At 66.4% G+C, this 19,505-nt stretch carries 17 protein-coding genes; 4 read left to right on the plus strand and 13 right to left on the minus strand.

What is annotated here, in order from left to right; translation table 11 throughout:
* Positions 1-8: 8 nt before the first annotated feature.
* The 3 genes from pstA to FXN65_RS27365 form a co-directional block, all read right to left on the minus strand.
* Positions 9-1,679: a phosphate ABC transporter permease PstA gene (gene pstA, locus FXN65_RS27355; protein ID WP_178119407.1), complete on the minus strand. Its 1,671-nt coding sequence runs from the start codon at positions 1,677-1,679 to the stop codon at positions 9-11.
* Between the two features lie 167 nt (positions 1,680-1,846).
* Entirely contained in the window at positions 1,847-4,138 is a 2,292-nt protein-coding gene (locus FXN65_RS27360; protein ID WP_151138462.1) for an ABC transporter permease subunit, read from the minus strand.
* A gap of 214 nt (positions 4,139-4,352) precedes the next feature.
* A complete protein-coding gene (locus FXN65_RS27365; RefSeq protein ID WP_151138464.1) occupies positions 4,353-5,324 on the minus strand; it encodes a phosphate ABC transporter substrate-binding protein PstS family protein in 972 nt (323 codons plus the stop codon).
* Between the two features lie 159 nt (positions 5,325-5,483).
* Here FXN65_RS27365 and FXN65_RS27370 point away from each other — a divergent pair, with 159 nt between their 5' ends.
* Positions 5,484-6,788, plus strand: coding sequence for a PQQ-dependent sugar dehydrogenase (locus FXN65_RS27370; protein ID WP_151138465.1), 1,305 nt, complete (start codon positions 5,484-5,486; stop codon positions 6,786-6,788).
* A gap of 144 nt (positions 6,789-6,932) precedes the next feature.
* Here the strand turns inward: FXN65_RS27370 and FXN65_RS27375 are convergent, their stop codons facing one another.
* Positions 6,933-8,222, minus strand: coding sequence for an MFS transporter (locus tag FXN65_RS27375; protein WP_151138466.1), 1,290 nt, complete (start codon positions 8,220-8,222; stop codon positions 6,933-6,935).
* A gap of 276 nt (positions 8,223-8,498) precedes the next feature.
* Between FXN65_RS27375 and FXN65_RS27380 the strand changes: the two genes are divergently transcribed.
* Positions 8,499-8,906, plus strand: coding sequence for an acyl-CoA thioesterase (locus FXN65_RS27380; protein ID WP_120653904.1), 408 nt, complete (start codon positions 8,499-8,501; stop codon positions 8,904-8,906).
* Between the two features lie 128 nt (positions 8,907-9,034).
* Here FXN65_RS27380 and FXN65_RS27385 read toward each other — a convergent pair whose 3' ends face one another.
* From FXN65_RS27385 to FXN65_RS27400, 4 genes are read right to left on the minus strand one after another with little or no spacing between them, the layout of a single operon-like run.
* Positions 9,035-10,231 carry an ABC transporter permease gene (locus FXN65_RS27385; protein ID WP_151138467.1) on the minus strand — a complete coding sequence of 399 codons (1,197 nt, stop codon included), beginning with the start codon at positions 10,229-10,231 and terminating at the stop codon, positions 9,035-9,037.
* Positions 10,231-11,442, minus strand: coding sequence for an ABC transporter permease (locus tag FXN65_RS27390; protein WP_151138468.1), 1,212 nt, complete (start codon positions 11,440-11,442; stop codon positions 10,231-10,233). Before FXN65_RS27390 ends, FXN65_RS27385 begins: the two co-directional genes overlap by 1 nt.
* Complete coding sequence (locus FXN65_RS27395; protein ID WP_151138469.1) at positions 11,442-12,128, minus strand: ABC transporter ATP-binding protein; 687 nt, start codon at positions 12,126-12,128, stop codon at positions 11,442-11,444. The genes FXN65_RS27390 and FXN65_RS27395 overlap by 1 nt, the downstream gene beginning before the upstream one ends.
* Positions 12,125-13,279 carry an efflux RND transporter periplasmic adaptor subunit gene (locus FXN65_RS27400; protein WP_151138470.1) on the minus strand — a complete coding sequence of 385 codons (1,155 nt, stop codon included), beginning with the start codon at positions 13,277-13,279 and terminating at the stop codon, positions 12,125-12,127. The genes FXN65_RS27395 and FXN65_RS27400 overlap by 4 nt, the downstream gene beginning before the upstream one ends.
* Positions 13,280-13,638: 359 nt before the next feature.
* Between FXN65_RS27400 and FXN65_RS27405 the strand changes: the two genes are divergently transcribed.
* Complete coding sequence (locus tag FXN65_RS27405; RefSeq protein ID WP_151138471.1) at positions 13,639-14,547, plus strand: D-hexose-6-phosphate mutarotase; 909 nt, start codon at positions 13,639-13,641, stop codon at positions 14,545-14,547.
* A 140-nt stretch (positions 14,548-14,687) separates the two neighbouring features.
* Here the strand turns inward: FXN65_RS27405 and FXN65_RS27410 are convergent, their stop codons facing one another.
* From FXN65_RS27410 to purE, 4 genes are all read right to left on the minus strand, one after another.
* Positions 14,688-15,224, minus strand: coding sequence for a DUF3299 domain-containing protein (locus tag FXN65_RS27410; protein WP_151138472.1), 537 nt, complete (start codon positions 15,222-15,224; stop codon positions 14,688-14,690).
* An 85-nt stretch (positions 15,225-15,309) separates the two neighbouring features.
* Complete coding sequence (locus tag FXN65_RS27415) at positions 15,310-15,555, minus strand: GlsB/YeaQ/YmgE family stress response membrane protein (RefSeq protein ID WP_151138474.1); 246 nt, start codon at positions 15,553-15,555, stop codon at positions 15,310-15,312.
* A 95-nt stretch (positions 15,556-15,650) separates the two neighbouring features.
* Entirely contained in the window at positions 15,651-16,736 is a 1,086-nt protein-coding gene (locus FXN65_RS27420; protein WP_151138476.1) for a 5-(carboxyamino)imidazole ribonucleotide synthase, read from the minus strand.
* A 3-nt stretch (positions 16,737-16,739) separates the two neighbouring features.
* A complete protein-coding gene (gene purE / locus FXN65_RS27425) occupies positions 16,740-17,231 on the minus strand; it encodes a 5-(carboxyamino)imidazole ribonucleotide mutase (protein WP_151138478.1) in 492 nt (163 codons plus the stop codon).
* Positions 17,232-17,450: 219 nt separating this feature from the next.
* Here purE and adhP point away from each other — a divergent pair, with 219 nt between their 5' ends.
* Positions 17,451-18,530 (plus strand): alcohol dehydrogenase AdhP, encoded by a 1,080-nt coding sequence (gene adhP / locus FXN65_RS27430; protein WP_394351309.1) that lies wholly within the window; start codon positions 17,451-17,453, stop codon positions 18,528-18,530.
* Positions 18,531-18,550: 20 nt separating this feature from the next.
* Here the strand turns inward: adhP and FXN65_RS27435 are convergent, their stop codons facing one another.
* A complete protein-coding gene (locus tag FXN65_RS27435) occupies positions 18,551-19,459 on the minus strand; it encodes a LysR substrate-binding domain-containing protein (RefSeq protein WP_151138480.1) in 909 nt (302 codons plus the stop codon).
* Between the last annotated feature and the right edge of the window lie 46 nt (positions 19,460-19,505).

Here is a 19,505-nt window from a genome sequence, read left to right on the forward strand (position 1 = left end):
GCGGACGATCAGCTGTCCAGCGCCTTGTATTTCTCGCGCAGGTGGTTACGGATGGCGACGGCCGAGAAGTTCAGCAGGGCGATCACCATCACCAGCAGCAGCGCGGTCGCATAGACCAGCGGGCGCGCGGCTTCTACGTTCGGGCTCTGGAAGCCGACGTCATAGATGTGGAAGCCCAGGTGCATGATCTTCTGGTCCAGGTGCAGGTACGGGTAGTTGCCGTCCACCGGCAGGCTCGGCGCCAGCTTCACCACACCCACCAGCATCAGCGGGGCCACTTCACCGGCCGCGCGGGCCACGGCGAGGATCAGGCCGGTCATCATGGCCGGGCTGGCCATGGGCAGGACCACTTTCCACAGGGTTTCGGCCTTGGTCGCACCGAGGGCCAGGGAGCCTTCACGCACGGCACGCGGAATACGCGCCAGGCCTTCCTCGGTGGCCACGATCACCACCGGTACGGCGAGGATCGCCAGGGTCAGGGACGCCCAGAGCAGGCCCGGGGTGCCGAAGGTCGGCGCCGGCGCGGACTCGGGGAAGAACATGCGGTCCAGCGACCCCCCGAGCACATAGACGAAGAAGCCCAGGCCGAACACGCCGTAGACGATGGCCGGAACGCCCGCCAGGTTGTTCACCGCGATGCGGATCACGCGGGTCAGCGGGCCCTGCTTGGCGTATTCGCGCAGGTAAATGGCGGCGATCACACCGAAGGGGGTGACGATCACGGCCATGATCAGGGTCATCATGATGGTGCCGAAGATGGCCGGGAAAATACCGCCTTCGGTGTTGGCTTCACGCGGGTCGTCGGCGAGGAATTCCCACAGCTTGGAGAAGTAGAAGCTGAACTTGGCACCGACGCCCATGGCGTTCGGCTGGTAGGCATGAACCACCTTGCCAAGGCTGATTTCCTGCTCCTTGCCGCCGGCTTCACGGACCACCACGCTGTCGCGGTTGAACTCCTGGTGCAGGCCCATGAGCTGCTCTTCCAGGCCCTTGTAGCGCTTCTCCAGCTCCGCGCGCTGGGCGGCGATGTCGGCCTGGGCCTCGGGGGTCAGGGCATTGTTCAGCTCCAGCTTGCGGGTCTGCAGGCGCAGGCGCTCCAGGCCGTGGTTGATGCCGCCGATGTCCTTCTTCTCCAGCTGGTAGAGCTTGCCGTAGAGGTCGTTCACGCGCTTCAGGCGCTCCAGCAGCGCGGGCATGGCGGCGTCGCCTTCGGCCACTACCTGGCCGTTTTCCTTCACCGCCACCAGGCGGCCGTAGAAGTTGCCCCACTCGCGACGCTCCAGCGCCACCAGGTCGGCCGGGTATTTCTGGTCCAGCAGCCAGTCGCCCACCACCCAGGTGAAGTCGCTGCCATAGACGTCACGGTTGCCCACCTTGAGCAGTTCGCGGGTCATGAATTCCGGGCCGTCTTCGGGTACCGGCAGGCCGGCACCCTTCAGGCGCGCACGGGACACTTCCTCGATCTGCACCGCTTCGCCGATGACCGGCTTGGCTGGCTGGCCGGGAATGGAGTACTGCGCCTCCACCAGATCCGCCGGCCAGAAGTGGGCCAGACCGCGCACGGCGATCACCGCCAGCAGGCCGATGGTCATGATGACCGCGATGGAAACCGCGCCACCGCTTATCCAGACGCCCGGTGCGCCACTCTTGAACCAGTTTTTCAGGGAAACCTTTTTCACGGATTTCTCCAACGCGTGAGTCTTTCAGTTCCTCCCGCCAGGGGCCGGAGGTTTCGTATTTCTGGGACGAGGGGATACGGCACTGGGCCAAACTTCCCTCACCCGGTCCTTCGGACCACCCTCTCCCAAAGGGAGAGGGGATCGGATGCGACGCCTGGGCGTCGCTCTTATAGAGAGGCGTACTTCTTGCGCAGTCGCTGACGGATCAGCTCGGCCAGGGTGTTCATGACGAAGGTGAACGTCAGCAGCACGAGGGCCGAGAGGAACAGCACTCGGTAGTGGGTGCCACCGACTTCGGACTCCGGCATTTCCACCGCCACGTTGGCGGCCAGGGTGCGCATGCCTTCGAAGATGTTCACTTCCATCACCGGGGTGTTGCCGGTGGCCATCAGCACGATCATGGTCTCGCCCACGGCGCGGCCGAGGCCGATCATCAGCGCCGAGAAGATGCCCGGGCTGGCGGTCAGCAGGACCACGCGGGTCATGGTCTGCCAGGGCGTCGCACCCAGGGCCAGGGAGCCGTAGGTGAGGCTGCGCGGCACGCTGAACACGGCGTCCTCGGCGATGGAGAAGATGTTCGGGATCACCGCGAAGCCCATGGCCAGGCCGACGATCAGGGCATTGCGCTGGTCGTAGGTGATGCCCAGGTCATTGCTGATCCACAGGCGCATGTCGCCGCCGAAGAACCAGCTTTCCAGGATCGGGCTCATGCCAAGGGCGAACCAGGCGGTGAGGCCCACCACCGGGATCAGGATCGCCGCTTCCCAGCCGTCCGGCACGCGCAGGCGGATGGACTCCGGCAAGCGGCTCCAGATGAAGCCGGCCAGCAGGATACCGATGGGGGTCAGCAGCAACAGGCTGAAGATGCCCGGCAGGTGGCCTTCCACGTAGGGCGCCAGGAACAGGCCGGCGAAGAAGCCCAGGATCACAGTGGGCAGGGCTTCCATCAGTTCGATCACCGGCTTCACCTTGCGGCGCATGGCCGGCGCCATGAAGTAGGCGGTGTAGATGGCGGCAGCGATGGCCAGCGGAGCGGCCAGCAGCATGGCGTAGAAGGCCGCCTTCAGGGTGCCCCAGGTCAGCGGAGCCAGGCTCAGCTTGGGCTCGAAGTCAGTGTTGGCGGCGGTGGACTGCCAGACGTACTTCGGCTCCTCGTAGCTCTCGTACCAGACCTTGCCCCACAGCGCGCTCCAGGAGACTTCCGGGTGCGGGTTGCGCAGGCTGAACGGCATCAGCTGGCTGCCTTCCTCGACCACGATGCGGTTGGCGCGCGGCGACAGGGCCATCAGGCCGGAGCCGTCGGTCACGGACTCGACCAGCAGGGTGCGGTTGGCGGTGCTGTGGAACACACCGAGGTGGCCGCTGGAGTCCAGGGCGATGAAGCCCTTGCGGCGCTCTTCGGCGTTGATCTGTACCACCGGGTTGGTGCCCAGCTGGAAGTCACGGATGTGCTTCAGGCGTGAGGAGCCGTCCGGATCGCGGGCCATGAACCACTGGGTGATGCCGCCCTTGGAATCACCCACCATCAGGGAGATGCCGCCCAGCAGCATGGTGCTGGCAGTGACTTCGCGCTCGCCGTCTTCCAGCAGCTTGTAGCGGCCGTTCAGGGCCTTCTCGCGCAGGCTGAAGACATCGGCGTGGGCACGGCCGTTGAGCACGTACAGCCATTGGTGGCGCGGATCGATATAGATGGCCTTGATCGGCTCGGCGATCTGCGGCAGCTCGATGCTGCTCTGCTCCTGGGTGGTTTCGCCGGTCAGCATGTTCTCTTCGCTGACGACCTGCTGCACATGCAGCTGGCTGCCGGTGGAACCGGCCAGCACCATGGTCTCGTCATTGATGCTCAGCGCCACGTGCTCCAGCGCGCGCCCCTGGGCGTCGAGGGCCATGGGCGCCTCGCCGTAGGGGAAGCTGACCAGGGGCTCGATGGCTTTCTTGTTGTCCGGGTAGGTGACGTTGTAGCTGTGCTTGAAGATCAGCGCCTGGCCGTTGGACAGGCCCAGCACCACCAGCGGGCTACCCGGCTGGTCCTGGCCGATGGACACCACACTGGCGCCGGCCGGCAGTGGCAGCTGCTGGCGCTTGAGCAGGCTAGCGTCCTTCACCGAGAAGAACTGCACTTCGCCTTTGTCGGCAACGCGCATGCCCACCATGTTCTGCTCTTCCAGGGCCAGCAGCAGCGGCTTGCCGGCGTCCTGCTGTTGCAGCCAGGCCGGGCTCTGCGCCTTCTTCGCCGTCAGCTCGGCGCCCTGGAACAGCGGAAGCACCACATAGGCCAGGTAGAAGAAGATCAGGGTGATGGCGCCAAGAACGGCGAGGCCACCGACCAGCACGTACCAGCGAGTCAGGTGGTCCATCAGCGCTCGCATCCGCCGCTTGCGTTGCAGCGCAGGCGTATTGAAGTCGATGCGGGCGGGCGGGTTCTTCGAAGAAGTCAGGGAATTGGCCAGGTCAGTCATGGATTCGGGCTCTTGCCACTTTCGGTTCGCGCAGGCTTTTACGATGGGCGCAAAGACTACGGACTTCGTGTGACAGAAAAATTACAGCGAGTTGACGTGGCGAAGCCCGCCCGGAGGAGTCCTCGGGCGGGCTTCTGCGACAGGGGTCTCCCGTCGCCCTTGCGTCCTTGCGGAGCGGCGTGCGCCAGGCCGCCGCTCCCTTATCCGGCCTGGATTACAGGCCCAGTTCCTTCAGGGTCTTCTCGGCCACTTTGGCCGGGACCGGGATGTAACCGTCTTTTACAACGATTTCCTGGCCCTGCTTGGACAGCACCATCTTCACGAACTCGGCTTCCAGGGGAGCCAGCGGCTTGTTCGGCGCCTTGTTCACGTAGACGTACAGGAAGCGGGACAGCGGGTAGCTGCCGTTCAGGGCGTTCTGCTCGTTGTCTTCAACGAACTCGCCACCTTCTTTCTTGGCCAGGGCGACAGTCTTCACGCTGGAAGTCTTGTAGCCGATACCAGAGTAGCCGATGCCGTTAACGGACTGGCTGATGGACTGAACGACGGAAGCGGAACCCGGCTGCTCGTTCACGTTCGGCTTGAAGTCGCCTTTGCACAGGGCTTCTTCCTTGAAGTAGCCGTAGGTGCCGGATACGGAGTTACGACCGAACAGCTGGATCGGCTTGGAAGCCAGATCGCCGGTCACACCCAGGTCACCCCAGGTCTTGATGTTGGAGGTGCCACCGCACAGGCGGTTGGCGGAGAAGATCGCATCGACCTGCTGCATGGTCAGGCCTTTGATCGGGTTGTCCTTGTGGACGAAGATCGCCAGGGCGTCGACGGCAACCGGAACAGCAGTCGGCTTGTAGCCGTACTTCTGCTCGAAGGCCTGCAGCTCGACGTCCTTCATCTTGCGGCTCATCGGGCCCAGGTTGGCGGTGCCTTCGGTCAGAGCCGGCGGCGCGGTGGAGGAACCGGCGGCCTGGATCTGGATGTTCACGTTCGGGTATTCGCGCTTGTAAGCCTCGGCCCACAGGGTCATCAGGTTGGCCAGGGTGTCGGAACCAACGCTGGACAGGTTGCCGGAAACACCAGTGGTCTTCTGATAGGCCGGAATGGACGGATCGACAGCAGCGACCGCGCTGGCGGTAGCGACGCCGGCGGCGACGAAGGTCAGGGCCGCCATCAAACGCTTCAGTTTCATGCCTTGCTCCTAAGCAGGACGAGGGGGTTGAATGCAACGGGGGCCAGTATCGAGAGGCCGCATGACCACTCTATGAATTGATTGTGACAATTGGATGAATGGCCATCATCCGCTGTCCAAGGTGGATCAAGACCCGCGATTCGTACGGAGACAGTCCCCATGAAGCCCCTTCCCCTGCTGCCCTTCGCCCTTCTGGCGCTCTGCACCGCGTGCAGCGAAATGGCCACGTTGACGGTCGAGGACGGCACCGGTCCCGACCCGCTGCTGCCACCACCGAGCCGGAGCATCATCCCCACCGTCAATGTCGCCCCCGCCGTCGGCTGGGCACAGGGCGCCGCTCCCGTGGCGGCCAAGGGCACCCGCGTCCAGGCCTTCGCCGAAAACCTGCAGCACCCGCGCTGGCTCTATGTGCTGCCCAACGGCGATGTGCTGGTGGCCGAAAGCGCCGCGCCGGGCACCGCCAGGCCGGCAGGCATCAAGGGCTGGGTCTCGGGCTTCTTCATGAAGCGCGCCGGTGCCCAGGTGCCGAGCGCCAATCGCATTTCCCTGCTGCGGGACATCAACGGCGATGGCGTCGCTGACCTGCGCAGTACCTTCCTCAAGGGACTCAACTCACCCTTGGGCATGGTGCTGGTGGGCAAGGACCTCTACGTCGCCAACGCCGACGCACTGCTGCGCTTCCCCTATGAGAAGGGCGCCACCGAGATCGACGCACCGGGCACCAGGGTCACCGACCTGCCCGCCGGCCTCAATCACCACTGGACCAAGAACGTCATCGCCAGCCGCAATGGCCGCAAGCTCTATATAACGGTGGGCTCCAACAGCAACGTGGGCGAAAACGGCATGGAGATGGAAGAAGGCCGCGCGGCGATCTGGGAACTGGACCGTGCCAGCGGCAACAAGCGCCTCTATGCCACCGGCCTGCGCAACCCGGTGGGCATGGCCTGGGAACCGCAGACCGGCAAGCTGTGGACGGCGGTGAACGAACGCGACGAACTGGGCAGCGACCTGGTGCCCGACTACATCACCTCGGTGAAGGACGGCGGCTTCTACGGCTGGCCTTACAGCTACTTCGGCCAGCACGTGGACGAGCGCGTCCAGCCGCCGCGCCCTGACCTGGTGGCCAAGGCCATCGTCCCCGACTATGCCCTCGGCCCGCACACCGCCTCCCTGGGCATCGCTTTTGCCAAAGGCAGCAAGTTGCCGAAGCTCCAGAACGGCCTCTTCGTCGGTCAGCACGGCTCCTGGAACCGCGAGCCCCGCAGCGGCTACAAGGTGATCTACGTACCCTTCAAGGGCGGCAAGCCCACGGGCCAGCCAGTGGACGTGCTCACCGGCTTTCTCGACGAGCAGGGCAACGCCCAGGGCCGCCCGGTGGACGTGAAGCTCGACAGCAAGGGCGCGCTGCTGGTGACCGACGATGTGGGCAACAAGGTATGGCGGGTGAGTGCGGCGAAGAAGTGAGGACCGAGCGGGGCCGGCTACCCTCACCCCCAGCCCCTCTCCCAAGGGGAGAGGGGTGAATCACGCCTGGCACGCATTGACCATCCTGCACGGTCAGCCCCCTCTCCCTCCGGGAGAGGGTTGGGGTGAGGGGCGGGAGGAAACTCAGCGCTTCTTCGCGATCAGGAACAACCCGATCAGCATCGCCACGCCGCACAGCGACGCCACGTAATAGGCCGGGCCGAGGCTGTCCCACTTCATCAGCAGGGAAACCACCATCGGCGTCAGGCCGCCGAAGATGGCGTAAGCCAGGTTGTAGGAGAACGACAGGCCGGAGAAACGCACCACCGGCGGGAACGCCTTGACCATCACATAGGGCACGGCGCCGATGGTGCCGACGAACAGGCCGGTCACCGCGTAGAGCGGGAACAGCAAGTCCGGGTTGGTCTTGAGGCCGGTGTAGAGGCTCCAGGAACTGATGGCCAGCAGCGCGCCGCCCACCAGGAAGGTGCGGCCCGCACCGATGCGGTCAGCGATGGCGCCAGCGGCCACGCAGCCGATGGAGAGCAGCACGATGGCCAGGCTGTTGGCCTTGAGCGCAGTGGCCGCGTCGAAGCCGTAGACGGTCTGCAACAGCGTGGGGGTCATCAGGATCACGACCACGATGGCCGCCGACAGCACCCAGGTCAGCAGCATCGACAGCACGATGGCGCCGCGATGTTCACGCAGCACGGCCTTCAGCGGCACTTCCTCGGCCAGCGCCTTGCGCTGCTGCATCTCGGCGAACACCGGGGTCTCGTGGAGCCACTGGCGCAGGTAGACGGAGAACAGGCCGAACACACCGCCCACCAGGAAGGGCAGGCGCCAGGCCCAATCCAGCACTTCGGCCGGGCTGTAGATGCTGTTGATCAGGGTCGCCATCAGCGAACCCAGCAGAATGCCGGCGGTCAGGCCCGAAGTCAGGGTGCCGCAGGCGTAGCCGATGTGGCGCGACGGCACGTGCTCGGCCACGAAGACCCAGGCGCCCGGCACTTCACCGCCAATGGCGGCGCCCTGCACCACGCGCATCAGCAGCAGGGCCAGGGGAGCCCAGATGCCGATCTGCTCGTAGGTGGGCAACAGGCCCATCACCAGGGTCGGCACCGCCATCAGGAAGATGCTCAGGGTGAACATGCGCTTGCGGCCCAGCAGGTCGCCGAAGTGCGCCATGACGATGCCACCCAGGGGGCGTGCCAGGTAGCCGGCGGCGAAGATGCCGAAGGTCTGCAGCTGGCGCAGCCATTCCGGCATCTCGGCGGGGAAGAACAGCTTGCCCACCACAGCGGCGAAGAACACGAAGATGATGAAGTCGTAGAACTCCAGCGCGCCGCCAAGGGCAGAGAGCGACAGGGTCTTGTAGTCGCTGCGGGTCAGCGGGCGCGAGGCGGACGCCTCGGAGGCGAGCACGGAAGACATGTAGGGAGATTCTCGTCTGGGGGTGCGGGGCGTTTGCCGCTACTTGGGCGGCAAAATCGCCAGGGAACATATCAAAAACCGTCAAATGTACACAGCCCGAGCCACAAAACCGCCGCTGGCGCGTCACAGCGGTCGTCTGGCGCCGCCTCATGGCTATATACTGCGCGCTGTTCAGCGCAGGTCGGCATGCAGTGGGTCGGCTGGCGCATTGGGAAGGAGAAGGGCCCGCCCCTCTCCGGGCATTGGCGCCACACACACGAAACAGGCAGTTCCGGCATGATCGATATCGAAGAAGAAGAGAACCTCACCCCGCAAGGCGACCTCGCCCTCCAGATCACCGCGCTCCCGCGGGAAACCAACGGCTTTGGCGATATCTACGGCGGCTGGCTGGTTTCCCAGATGGACCTGGCCGGTACCGCAATGGCCAGCAAGGTGGCTGCGGGCCGCGTGGCCACCGTGGCCATCGACCGCATGGCCTTCCTGGTACCGGTGGCCGTGGGCGCCCAGCTCTCCTTCTATACCCAGACCCTGGAGATCGGCCGCAGCTCGATCCAGATGCTGGTCGAAGTCTGGAGCGACGACCCGCTTTCCAGCGAATGGCGCAAGGTCACCGAAGCGGTGTTCGTCTTCGTCGCCATCGACGGCAGCGGTCGTACCCGCCCGGTCCCGCCGCGCCGGGGCTGACGCCATCGCACAAAGGGCCGCATCAGCGGCCCTTTTTCATTGGCGGACACCTGTCGGGCGCGATTTCAATCGCGAATGAATTCGCTCCCACGACCAGCCTCTCTCCCGGTCGCATAACCGTCCGGCCATCACTCCAGGCGCAAGGCATCCACCGGGTGCAATCTCGCCGCGCGCCGGGCCGGTGCCAGACCCGCGCCCATCCCCACCAGCACCGACAGCAACAACGCCAGCAGCACCAGCGGCGGGCTCAGGCTCAGCGGCAGCCCAGGCAACATCAGCTGCAACAGCCCAAGCATGACGCCCACCATCACCAGCCCCAGCACCCCACCCAGCAGCGACAGCAGCGTCGCCTCGACGAGGAACAGCGCCAGCACCTGGCGCGGCGCGGCCCCCAGGGCGCGGAGCAGGCCGATCTCGGCGGTCCGTTCGCCAACGGTGGTGGTCATGATGGTGAGGATGCCCACCGCCCCCACGAACAGGGAAACCCCGCCCAGCGCCGCGATACCCAGGGTGATGGTGGCGAGGATGCGATTCAGGCTGCCCAGCAGGTCGCCCTGGGAGGTCATGCGGAAATCCTCACGGCCGTGGCGCTCCACCAGCAACCGGCGCACCGCGTCGGCGAAGGGTTCGGCCGGCGTGCTGTCGTCGAACAGCACGTGGATCTTCACCAGGCCCTCGCGGTTGAACAGACTCTCCGCCCAGTCCACCGGGATGTAGGCGATGTCGTCGAGGTCGAAGCCCAGCAGGTTGCCCTTGCTCGCCATTACCCCGATCACCCGGAAGCTCATTCCGCCCACCCGCACCCGCTGACCCACCGGGCTGGCGCCGCCGAACAGCTCTGTCGCCAGCTTCGCACCGAGCACCACATAAGGAGGCGTGCGGCCGTCCCGCGAGGGTGGCAGGAACTGCCCCAGGGCCATATGCACGCGCCAGGCCTCCGCCAGCTGCGAACCGGTGCCGAGGATATCCACGCGCCGCTGCCGGCCTTCCGCCTGGATATCGCCATTGCCCTGGATGATTGGCACCACGGCGTCGGCATGAGGCAGGCGACCCAGGGCGTCGGCATCGGCGATGGTCAGGGGCCGCGCGCTGGCGAGAATGCCGCCGATGCCGCCCGTGGGCAGGGTGCCCGGACGCACCGTGACGACTCGCGTACCGAACTGCGCGAAGCTGTCCAGCACGCGGTTGCGCACGCCCTCGCCCATGGCAGTGAGCAGCGCCACGGCGGCAATGCCGATGGCCACGCCGAGCAGGGTCAGCAGGCTGCGCAGGGGCTGGCTGGAAAGGGCCGAGCCGCACAGGCCGAGGCCATCGCGCCAGCGCATCAATGGCTCCCTTTCGGCTGCAACGCCTGCACCGGCACCTGGGCCGCGGCGTGCCTGGCCGGCAGCCAGGCGAACAGCAGCGCCGCCGCCACCGCGAGTGACGGCGCACCCAAGCGCGCCCACCAGGGCGCATGCAGCGGCAGGTCGGTGGCCAGCCGTCCAACCCAGAGCAGCAACTCACCCAGCGCCAGCCCGGTACCGGCCCCCAGCAACGCCAGCAGGGCCGCCTCGCCGAGGAACAGCAGCCGCACCTGTGCCGAACTGGCGCCCACCGCCTTGAGCAGGCCGATCTCGGCGGTGCGCTGCAACACGGCGATCCAGGTGACGTTCATGATCAGGATGCCGGCCACCAGCAGGCTGATGGCCGCGATGCCGGCCAAGGCCAGGGTCAGCCCGCTGAGGATGCCGTCGAAGGCCGCGAGCATGGAGTCCTGGCTGAGCAGAGTGACGTCTTCCTCCCCCTGATGGCGCTCGGTCAGGGTCGCCAGGACCTGCCGCCGCGCACTTTCGAGGTAACTGGGGCCACGGGCCTCGACGAACACACGAAACAGTCCCTCGCGATCGAACAACGCCTCGGCGCTGGCCACCGGCACGATCAGCGCCTCCGAAAAGTCCATCCCCAGGGATTCGCCGCGCTGGTCCAGCACCCCGATCACCCGGAAGCGCCGGTCGCCGGCCCGCAGCCACTGGCCCAGGACCGGGGTGCTGCCGAACAGTTCCTGACGCAGACGGCTGCCGATCACGCAGACCTCGCCCCCCTGCCCCGGCTCCAGCACCGGCAGCGGTTGCCCTTGGGCGAGGCGAAGCTGGCGGAGGGCGAAGAAGTCACGGGTGGTGCCCAGGGTCAGGGCCTCGCGATTGCGGTTGTCGTGGCTGATTTCCACCTGCCCGGCATGCAGCGGCGCCACGCGGCGTACCGCTGGCAAGCGGCCGAGGGCGGCGGCATCCGCCTGGGTCAGGGACCGGGGCGCCATGCCGGTGATGGGCGGCATGCCGCCCGTGGTTTCATTACGGCCGGGCAGGACGATGAGAATGTCGCGCCCGAGCAGGGAGAACTCCCCCAGCACGTAGGCCCGCGCGCCCTCCCCCAGGCCGCCCAGCAGGGTCACGAAGAACACCCCCACGGCCATCGCCAGCAGCAGCATGGCACTGCGTGATCCATGTCCACGCATCGCGCCGAGCCAGAAGCGACAGGCGTCCAGCGGGTCCATCAGTGCAGCGCTCCCTGGCGCCGGTCGCAGAGAATGCAGCCGTCGCGCATCTGGATCTGGCGGTGGGCGCGGGCAGCGTGTTGGGCGTCGTGGGTCACCAGGATCAGGGTCAGGCCCTCGGCATTGAGCTCCTCCAGCAACTCCACCACCTCGGCGCCGGACTGGCTGTCGAGGTTGCCGGTGGGCTCATCGGCCAGCAGCAGGCGCGGCCGCATCACCATGGCGCGGGCGATGGCCACCCGCTGGCGCTGGCCGCCGGACAGCTCGGCCGGATGATGCCGCAGCCGCTCGGCCAGGCCGAGGCGCTCGGCCAGCTGCAGGCTGCGGCGGCGACGCTCGCCGGGCTCGATGCCGGCCAGCAGCATGGGCAGCTCGATGTTCTCCAGCGCGGTCAGGCGCGGAATCAAGTGGAAGGACTGGAACACGAAGCCGATCAGCCGGCTGCGCAGGGCCGCACGGCGCGCTTCACTCAAACCGGCGGTGGGCTCCTCGTCCAGCCAGAACTCGCCGCTGTCCGGCGCATCCAGCAGCCCGAGGATATTCAGCAGGGTGGACTTGCCCGAACCGGACGCGCCGGTAATGGCCAGGTACTCGCCATCGGCCACGTCCAGGTCGAGATGGTCGACGCCGCGCACCCGCTCCTGCCCCAACTGGAAGCAGCGGCTGACCTGGTGCATGAGAATCATGGCGCCGCCTCTCCGGCGTCGGCGCGGGGGCTGACCACACTGCCGTCGGCCAGGCCCTCATGCTGCAGGCTGGGCAGGATACGATCGCCGGCAGCCAGCCCGCCCTTCACCTCGCTCCAGCGCCAGTTGGCCAGGCCGATCTCCACTTTCTGCTCCCGCAGGTGGCCGTTGCTCGGGTCGTAGCGCAGCACCTTGCCGCCGTCCAGCAGGCTTTCCGTAGGCACCCGAAGGGTCTGTTCCCGCTGGGCCAGGAGGATCTCCACATCGGCGCTGTAGCCGCTGAGCAGCATCAGGTCCGCCGGAACCTGTTCGAACTTCACTTCCACGTCCACCGTGCGCGCCTGCTTTTCCAGCTCTTGCACGAAGGGCGCTATGCGGCTCACCCGGCCCGCGAAGCTGCGCCCACGGAAGGCGTCCAGGGTGATGCGCACCGGCATGCCCGGACGCACCAGGGCGGCGTCCACTTCGTCGATGGGCGCTTCCACATAGAGGCATTGGTCGTCGATCAGATCCACCGCCGGCGGCGTGGGGATGCCCGGTGGCGAGGGCGTCACCACCTCGCCCAGCTCGCCGTTGATCTCCGCGACTATGCCGGCGAAGGGCGCCCGCAGGGTGGCCTGGTCCAGTTGCGCCAGTTGCAGGTCGAGGCTGGCTTCGGCCTCGCGGATCTTCGCCTCGCCACCACTGCACAGCAGCTGCGAGAGCCGCGCGCGGGTAACGCTCTGGTCCATCAGATCCTCGGAGGCCAGCTTGCGCTCGGCCAGGCGTTCGAGACGCTGCTGGTCGCGGCTGTCCTGGCTGGCCTGGCGGCAGCTCTGTTCGCGCAGGTTGCGCTGGGCATCGAGGCGCGCGCGGGCTTCCTCCACCCGCGCCTGCAGGTCGTCCTGGCGCAGGCGCATCAGCACGTCCCCCGCCTGCACCCGCTGCCCGGCATGGATCAGCAGTTCGCTGACCTGCCCGCCAGTCTTGAACGACAGGTGCGCGCGCCGGCAGGCCTTCACCGTACCCGCTCGGGTGTTGGCCACCAGGGTTTCCACTTCACCTTTACCCACTTCCACCAGTTGCACGGGCACCGGATCGGGCCGCGCCCAGAGCCCCAGCAACATCGCCAGGGAGGCAAAAATAGGAATAATTATCAGTAACTTGCGCATGGCACCGACTCCACTTACCAGTGGGTGACGTTGAGTCTAGGTGCGCCGTTGCGGGCTCTTTCCGGTACCTGCGTGCCGCTATTGCGCGGATTCGGGGAAGGACCGCCCATAAATGAAGAGCTTAGCGATGGAGCCAGCCAACCCCCGCCAGCCGGGCCTCTGACCATCCATGTCAAATTGCCGACAAGTGGAAGATAGGTTACGAGCAGCAGACGACAACGCGTCAAAATAAGGTCATCGGCAACCTCGCCGCCTGGTTCCTGGTCGAATCCCGAGAAAGCCCCCGCCGCCTCTGCCATGCTGTTTCGAATAGCAGATGGCGCCCTGGCGGCCCAACAGCACAGCAAGCGGAGATTGCGATGTACGACGAAACCCTGCCCACCGTGGAACAGCTGGAGGTGGATGAACTGGTCTGCTGGCGGGTGCATACCCGTCACGGGGAATTGCTGATGACACAACAAGGCGCGCAGGTCCTGAGCTACCAGCCCCACGGCGAAGAGCCGGTGATCTGGCTCAGCGGCCAGGCCGCCTACCAGAAGGGCAAGGCGGTGCGCGGCGGCGTACCGGTGTGCTGGCCCTGGTTCGGCGACCTGCGGCGCAACCCCGCCGAAATCCAGGGCATGCACCAGGGCGGCCCGATCTGCCCGGCCCACGGCCTGGTACGCGAGCGCGACTGGACGCTGCTTGGCATCGACAGCGAAGGCCCGGCGGTGCGCCTGGACTTCGCCCTCGACACCGCCAGCGAACCGCTGCCCGGCTGGCCCCATGCCGCCGAACTGAAGCTGTCCATCCTGATGGATGAGCAACTGCGGTTGACCCTGTCCACCCGCAATACCGGCGACCGCCCCCTGGCCATCAGCCAGGCATTGCACAGCTACTTCGCCGTCAGCGATATCCAGGGCGTGGAAGTGGAAGGCCTCGACGACTGCCGCTACATCGAGACCCTGGAAGACTGGCAGGAGCGCAAGCAGAAGGGGCCTGTCTCCTTCCGCGGCGAAACCGACCGCATCTACCTGGAAACGCCGCGACGCATGGCCATCGTCGACCGCGCCTGGAAGCGCCGCATCCTGCTGGAAGCCGACGGTTCCGCGTCCGCCGTGGTGTGGAACCCCTGGATCGACAAGTCCCGGCGCCTGTCCCAGTTCGCCGAGGATGCCTGGAAGGGCATGCTCTGCATCGAAACCGCGCGGGTGATGGACGACTTCCTGGTGCTGCGACCCGGCGAAGAACAGCGGATGGTGCTCAACATCAGCAGCACGCCACTCTGATGCCGGTAGTGGGCTCTCTATGGGGATGAATTCATCCCTGCAGGGTGCGCCATGCGCACCGATTGCAAGGTCAGCCGAGGCACCTCGCCCTTCCCTTGAACACGCAGCGCACCCCAGGGGCGGACACGCGGTACCGATTGCTACAGGTCCCCTTCCTCGACCAACCGTACGCTGCCGGCATCCATGGCATAGGCGGCGTCGGCCAGGTCGTTGCTGACCTGTTCCACCTTGAGGGTGCCGTCGACCCAGATGGGCGCGTAGATGTCGTCGAGCTGGATGCCCTCGGGGTAGCGCACCAGCACGATCTGGTTCGGCGGCGGCGGCGGAACATGGATGCAGGCGCCGGGATACGGCACCAGGAAGAACAGCGTGCTGCGGCCCTTGGCATCGCTCTCCAGCGGCACCGGGTAGCCGCCGATGTGGATCTTCTTGCCGTTGAACGCCGCCACGGTCTTCGCGGAATACATCACCGCCGGCAGGTTCTTGTCCTGCTGCTTCAGGCCGCCCTGCTGGCCGAAGGTGCCGTCGGCCTCGGGCGTGTCGTGGCTGATGTCCGGCATTTCCTCGAGGGCCTTGCGGTCCTCTGGCGGCATGAGTTCCAGCCAGTCGGTTTCGGGAAGTTCAGCGCGGGCGAGGGTGCAGCAGAACAGCAGGAGCAGGCAGGCAAGGCGGCGCATGGGCGGACTCGTGAAAGCGTGGGGCGGGGACGTCAGGCGCTAAGACTAAAGCCTCGGCGGACCGGTTCCCAGCCCCACCGGGCGGTCAGCTTTTCTTGACGAAGTTGTAGATCACCAGCAGCACCACCGCGCCTACCACCGCACCGATGAAGCCCGCGGCCTGCCCGGCCTGGTATATGCCCACGGCCTGGCCGCCATAGGTGGCCAGCAGCGAACCACCGACACCGAGCAGAATCGTCATGATCCAGCCCATGCTGTCGTCGCCAGGTTTGATGAAACGTGCGATCAGGCCAACGATCAGCCCGATGATGATAGTGCCGATGATGCCCATGTCATGCCCTCCCGAATGTAGTTGAGGCATGCCTGAGCCTAGATGCACTTGAGAATGCCTGCCATCGGCCGCCCCGGAGGGGCGGCCGATGGGCGTCAGGCTTTGACGATCAGCGCTTCCACTGCAGCGATCTGGCGATCGAGGGTGGCGCGGTCCGCGCAACGCAGGGTGGCGTGGCCCACCTTGCGGCCAGCCTTGAAGGCCTTGCCATAGTGGTGCAGGTGGCAGTCGTCGACGGCGATCACCTTGTCCACAGCCGGTACTTCGCCGATGAAGTTGAGCATCGCGCTCTCGCCCAGCTTGGCAGTGGAGCCCAGCGGCAGGCCGGCGACGGCACGCAGGTGGTTCTCGAACTGGCTGCACTCGGCGCCTTCGATGGTCCAGTGGCCGGAGTTGTGCACGCGCGGGGCGATCTCGTTGGCCTTCAGGCCGCCGTCCACTTCGAAGAACTCGAAGGCCAGCACGCCGACGTAGTCCAGCTGGGTCAGCACGCGGCCGACGTAGTCCTCGGCCAGGGCCTGCAACGGATGCTCGGTGCTGGCGATGGACAGGCGCAGGATGCCGTTCTCGTGGGTGTTGTGCACCAGCGGGTAGAAGCGGGTCTGGCCATCACGGGCACGCACCGCCACCAGCGAGACTTCGCCGGTGAAGGGCACGAAACCTTCGAGGATGCAGGGCACGCTGCCCAGTTCGGCGAAGGCGCCGACCACATCCTCGGGCTTGCGCAGGACCTTCTGGCCCTTGCCGTCGTAGCCCAGGGTGCGGGTCTTGAGCACGGCCGGCAGGCCGATGCTGGCGGCTGCGGCGTCGAGGTCGGCCTGGGACTGGATATCGGCGAATTCCGGGGTGGGGATGCCGAGGTCCTTGAACATCGACTTCTCGAACCAGCGGTCGCGGGCGATGCGCAGGGCTTCGGCGCTCGGGTAGACCGGCACGAACTGCGAGAGGAAGGCCACGGTCTCGGCCGGCACGCTCTCGAACTCGAAGGTCACCAGGTCCACTTCATCGGCCAGCTGGCGCAGGTGGTCCTGGTCGCCGTAGTCGGCGCGGATGTGCTCGCCAAGTGCCTGGGCGCAGGCGTCCGGCGCCGGGTCGAGGAAAGCGAAGGTCATGCCCAGCGGGGTGCCCGCCAGGGCCATCATGCGGCCGAGCTGGCCGCCACCGATTACGCCGATCTTCATGACTCAGGCCTCACGCGGGTCCGGGTTGTCCAGGACCATGTCGGTCTGCTCGCGGCGGAAGTCCTTCAGCGCCACGTGGTATTTCGGGTACTTGCCGCCGAGGATGCTCGCGGCCAGCAGGGCGGCGTTGATCGCACCGGCCTTGCCGATGGCCAGGGTGGCGACCGGGATGCCGGCGGGCATCTGCACGATGGACAGCAGGGAGTCGACGCCCGAGAGCATGGACGACTGCACCGGCACGCCGAGTACCGGCAAGTGGGTCTTGGCGGCGCACATGCCCGGCAGGTGGGCGGCACCGCCGGCACCGGCAATGATCACCTCGATGCCACGGCCTTCGGCCTCTTCGGCGTACTGGAACAGCAGGTCCGGGGTGCGGTGGGCGGATACCACCTTCACTTCATAGGGAATGCCCAGCTTTTCCAGCATGTCGGCGGTGTGGCTGAGGGTGCTCCAATCGGACTTGGAGCCCATGATCACGCCTACCAGTGCGCTCATCGTCGTGCCTCATCAAAGTGCGCCGGTTGGCGCGACCAAAAACAACAAGCCACGCAATGGCGTGGCTTGTCTGCAATGTGGGCCGTGCTGCGGGGCGCGCTGCCGGCCGAAGGCCGCGCAGTATAACGCAAAGCCGCAGCTGGCGTGCATTTGCCCTTACCGCTCGTCCAGAGCTGGCGCCGCAGGCGCATGGACGCGGCCAAACCTTGCTCCAGCGCAATGCTCGCAAGCGGTAGCGGCGCAGAATCGGAAACCTCTTCCAAGGAGGTGCATGTCTTGAACCAGACCATGAAAGCCGCGGTAGTCCACGCCTTCGGCGAGCCGCTACGGATCGAGGAAGTGAAGGTTCCCCTGCCCGGCCCGGGGCAGATTCTCGTGAAGATAGAAGCCTCGGGCGTGTGCCACACCGACCTGCATGCCGCCGAAGGCGACTGGCCGGTGAAACCCAGCCTGCCCTTCATTCCCGGCCACGAGGGCGTGGGCTACGTCGCGGCGGTGGGTGCCGGCGTCAGTCGAGTCAAGGAGGGCGACCGCGTCGGCGTGCCCTGGCTCTACACCGCCTGCGGCTGCTGCGAACACTGCCTGACCGGCTGGGAAACCCTCTGCGAGAGCCAGCAGAACACCGGCTACTCGGTGAACGGCGGCTACGCCGAATACGTGCTGGCAGACCCTAACTTCGTCGGAATCCTGCCGAAAAACGTCGAATTCGCCGAGATCGCGCCGATTCTTTGTGCCGGCGTCACCGTCTACAAGGGCCTGAAAGTCACCGGTGCGCGGCCCGGCCAGTGGGTGGCGATTTCCGGCATTGGCGGCCTCGGCCATGTGGCGGTCCAGTACGCCCGCGCCATGGGGCTGCACGTAGCCGCCGTGGATGTCGATGACGCCAAGCTGGAACTGGCGCGCAAGCTCGGCGCCAGCCTGACCATCAACGCACTCGATGAGAACCCCGCCGAAGTGATCCAGCGCAACATCGGCGGCGCCCACGGCGTGCTGGTCACGGCCGTCTCCAACAGCGCCTTCGGCCAGGGCATCGGCATGGCCCGGCGCGGCGGCACAGTGGCGCTGGTGGGCCTGCCGCCGGGCGACTTCCCCACGCCGATCTTCGACGTGGTGCTCAAAGCCATCAGCATCACCGGTTCCATCGTCGGCACCCGCGCCGACCTCCAGGAAGCCCTGGACTTCGCCGGTGAAGGCCTGGTCAAGGCCACCATCCACCGCGACAAGCTGGACAACATCAACGGCATCTTCGAGCAGATGCGCGCCGGGAAGATCGAAGGCCGCATCGTGGTCGAGATATAGGGAACTCGCGCCTACAGCGATCAGCTCTCGCCGCCCACCCCACCTTCCAGCTTGCGCCACAACAGCCGCACGGACGCCTTGCGCACCAGGGCGCAGCGGTACAGGCGGATTTCCAGCGGCACATGCCACTGGCTTCCTCCACACACCACCAGATCACCACGAGCCAGTTCGGCCTGTGCGCTGAAGCGCGGCACCCAGGCCACGCCCATGCCCTGCAAGGCCATGCTCTTCAGGCTGTCCGCCATGGCGGTTTCGTACACAGTGGTGGAGCGCAGCGCGCGCTGGCGCAGCAGGATGTTCACCGAGCGACCGAGAAAGGCACCAGCGCTGTAGGCCAGCAGCGGCACGCTCTGGCCGCTGTCCAGCTCATAGAGCGGCTTGCCGCTGGCATCCACGGCGCACACCGGCAGCATCTCGGTACGGCCCAGGTGCATGGAGGGGAAGATTTCCGGGTCCATCTGCAGGGCCGCATCCGGGTCGTAGAAGGCCAGGATCAGGTCACAGCCGCCCTCGCGCAGAGAGTGCACCGCCTCGCCCACGTTGGTGGCGATCAGGCGACTGGCGATATTCAGGCCGTCAGCACGCAGCCGCGAGATCCACTGCGGGAAGAAACCCAGCGCCAGGGAGTGGGCGGCAGCGAACTGCAGCACTTCACCCTGTTGGCCTTCCAGGTGATGCAGGTGACGCACCACCTCGCCCAGCTGGTCCACCATGCTGCGCGCGGTAACCAGGAACAGCTGGCCCGACTCGGTCAACTCGACCGGCGTTCGCGAGCGGTTCACCAGGGTCAGCCCCAGTGCCGCTTCCAGACTTCGGATGCGCCGGCTGAAGGCCGGCTGGGTCACGAAACGCCGCTCGGCGGCCTGGGAAAAGCTGCGGGTATTGGCCAGGGCGACGAAGTCTTCCAGCCATTTGGTTTCCAGGTTCATCTCTGCCTTCCGGAATGCTCGATTTTGGTGCGCACGTTCGCAGCCC

This window comes from Pseudomonas lalkuanensis, from assembly GCF_008807375.1.
In the GTDB taxonomy this organism is placed as follows: Bacteria; Pseudomonadota; Gammaproteobacteria; order Pseudomonadales; family Pseudomonadaceae; genus Metapseudomonas; species Metapseudomonas lalkuanensis.

Excerpts from the sequence above, each read along its gene's own strand:
- FXN65_RS27360 (WP_151138462.1), bottom strand. The coding sequence starts at position 4,138 with ATGACTGACCTGGCCAATTCCCTGACTTCTTCGAAGAACCCGCCCGCC.
- FXN65_RS27365 (WP_151138464.1), bottom strand. The coding sequence starts at position 5,324 with ATGAAACTGAAGCGTTTGATGGCGGCCCTGACCTTCGTCGCCGCCGGC.
- FXN65_RS27370 (WP_151138465.1), top strand. The coding sequence starts at position 5,484 with ATGAAGCCCCTTCCCCTGCTGCCCTTCGCCCTTCTGGCGCTCTGCACC.
- FXN65_RS27375 (WP_151138466.1), bottom strand. The coding sequence starts at position 8,222 with ATGTCTTCCGTGCTCGCCTCCGAGGCGTCCGCCTCGCGCCCGCTGACC.
- FXN65_RS27380 (WP_120653904.1), top strand. The coding sequence starts at position 8,499 with ATGATCGATATCGAAGAAGAAGAGAACCTCACCCCGCAAGGCGACCTC.
- FXN65_RS27385 (WP_151138467.1), bottom strand. The coding sequence starts at position 10,231 with ATGCGCTGGCGCGATGGCCTCGGCCTGTGCGGCTCGGCCCTTTCCAGC.
- FXN65_RS27390 (WP_151138468.1), bottom strand. The coding sequence starts at position 11,442 with ATGGACCCGCTGGACGCCTGTCGCTTCTGGCTCGGCGCGATGCGTGGA.
- FXN65_RS27395 (WP_151138469.1), bottom strand. The coding sequence starts at position 12,128 with ATGATTCTCATGCACCAGGTCAGCCGCTGCTTCCAGTTGGGGCAGGAG.
- FXN65_RS27400 (WP_151138470.1), bottom strand. The coding sequence starts at position 13,279 with ATGCGCAAGTTACTGATAATTATTCCTATTTTTGCCTCCCTGGCGATG.
- FXN65_RS27405 (WP_151138471.1), top strand. The coding sequence starts at position 13,639 with ATGTACGACGAAACCCTGCCCACCGTGGAACAGCTGGAGGTGGATGAA.
- FXN65_RS27410 (WP_151138472.1), bottom strand. The coding sequence starts at position 15,224 with ATGCGCCGCCTTGCCTGCCTGCTCCTGCTGTTCTGCTGCACCCTCGCC.
- FXN65_RS27415 (WP_151138474.1), bottom strand. The coding sequence starts at position 15,555 with ATGGGCATCATCGGCACTATCATCATCGGGCTGATCGTTGGCCTGATC.
- FXN65_RS27420 (WP_151138476.1), bottom strand. The coding sequence starts at position 16,736 with ATGAAGATCGGCGTAATCGGTGGCGGCCAGCTCGGCCGCATGATGGCC.
- purE (WP_151138478.1), bottom strand. The coding sequence starts at position 17,231 with ATGAGCGCACTGGTAGGCGTGATCATGGGCTCCAAGTCCGATTGGAGC.
- adhP (WP_394351309.1), top strand. The coding sequence starts at position 17,451 with ATGCTCGCAAGCGGTAGCGGCGCAGAATCGGAAACCTCTTCCAAGGAG.
- FXN65_RS27435 (WP_151138480.1), bottom strand. The coding sequence starts at position 19,459 with ATGAACCTGGAAACCAAATGGCTGGAAGACTTCGTCGCCCTGGCCAAT.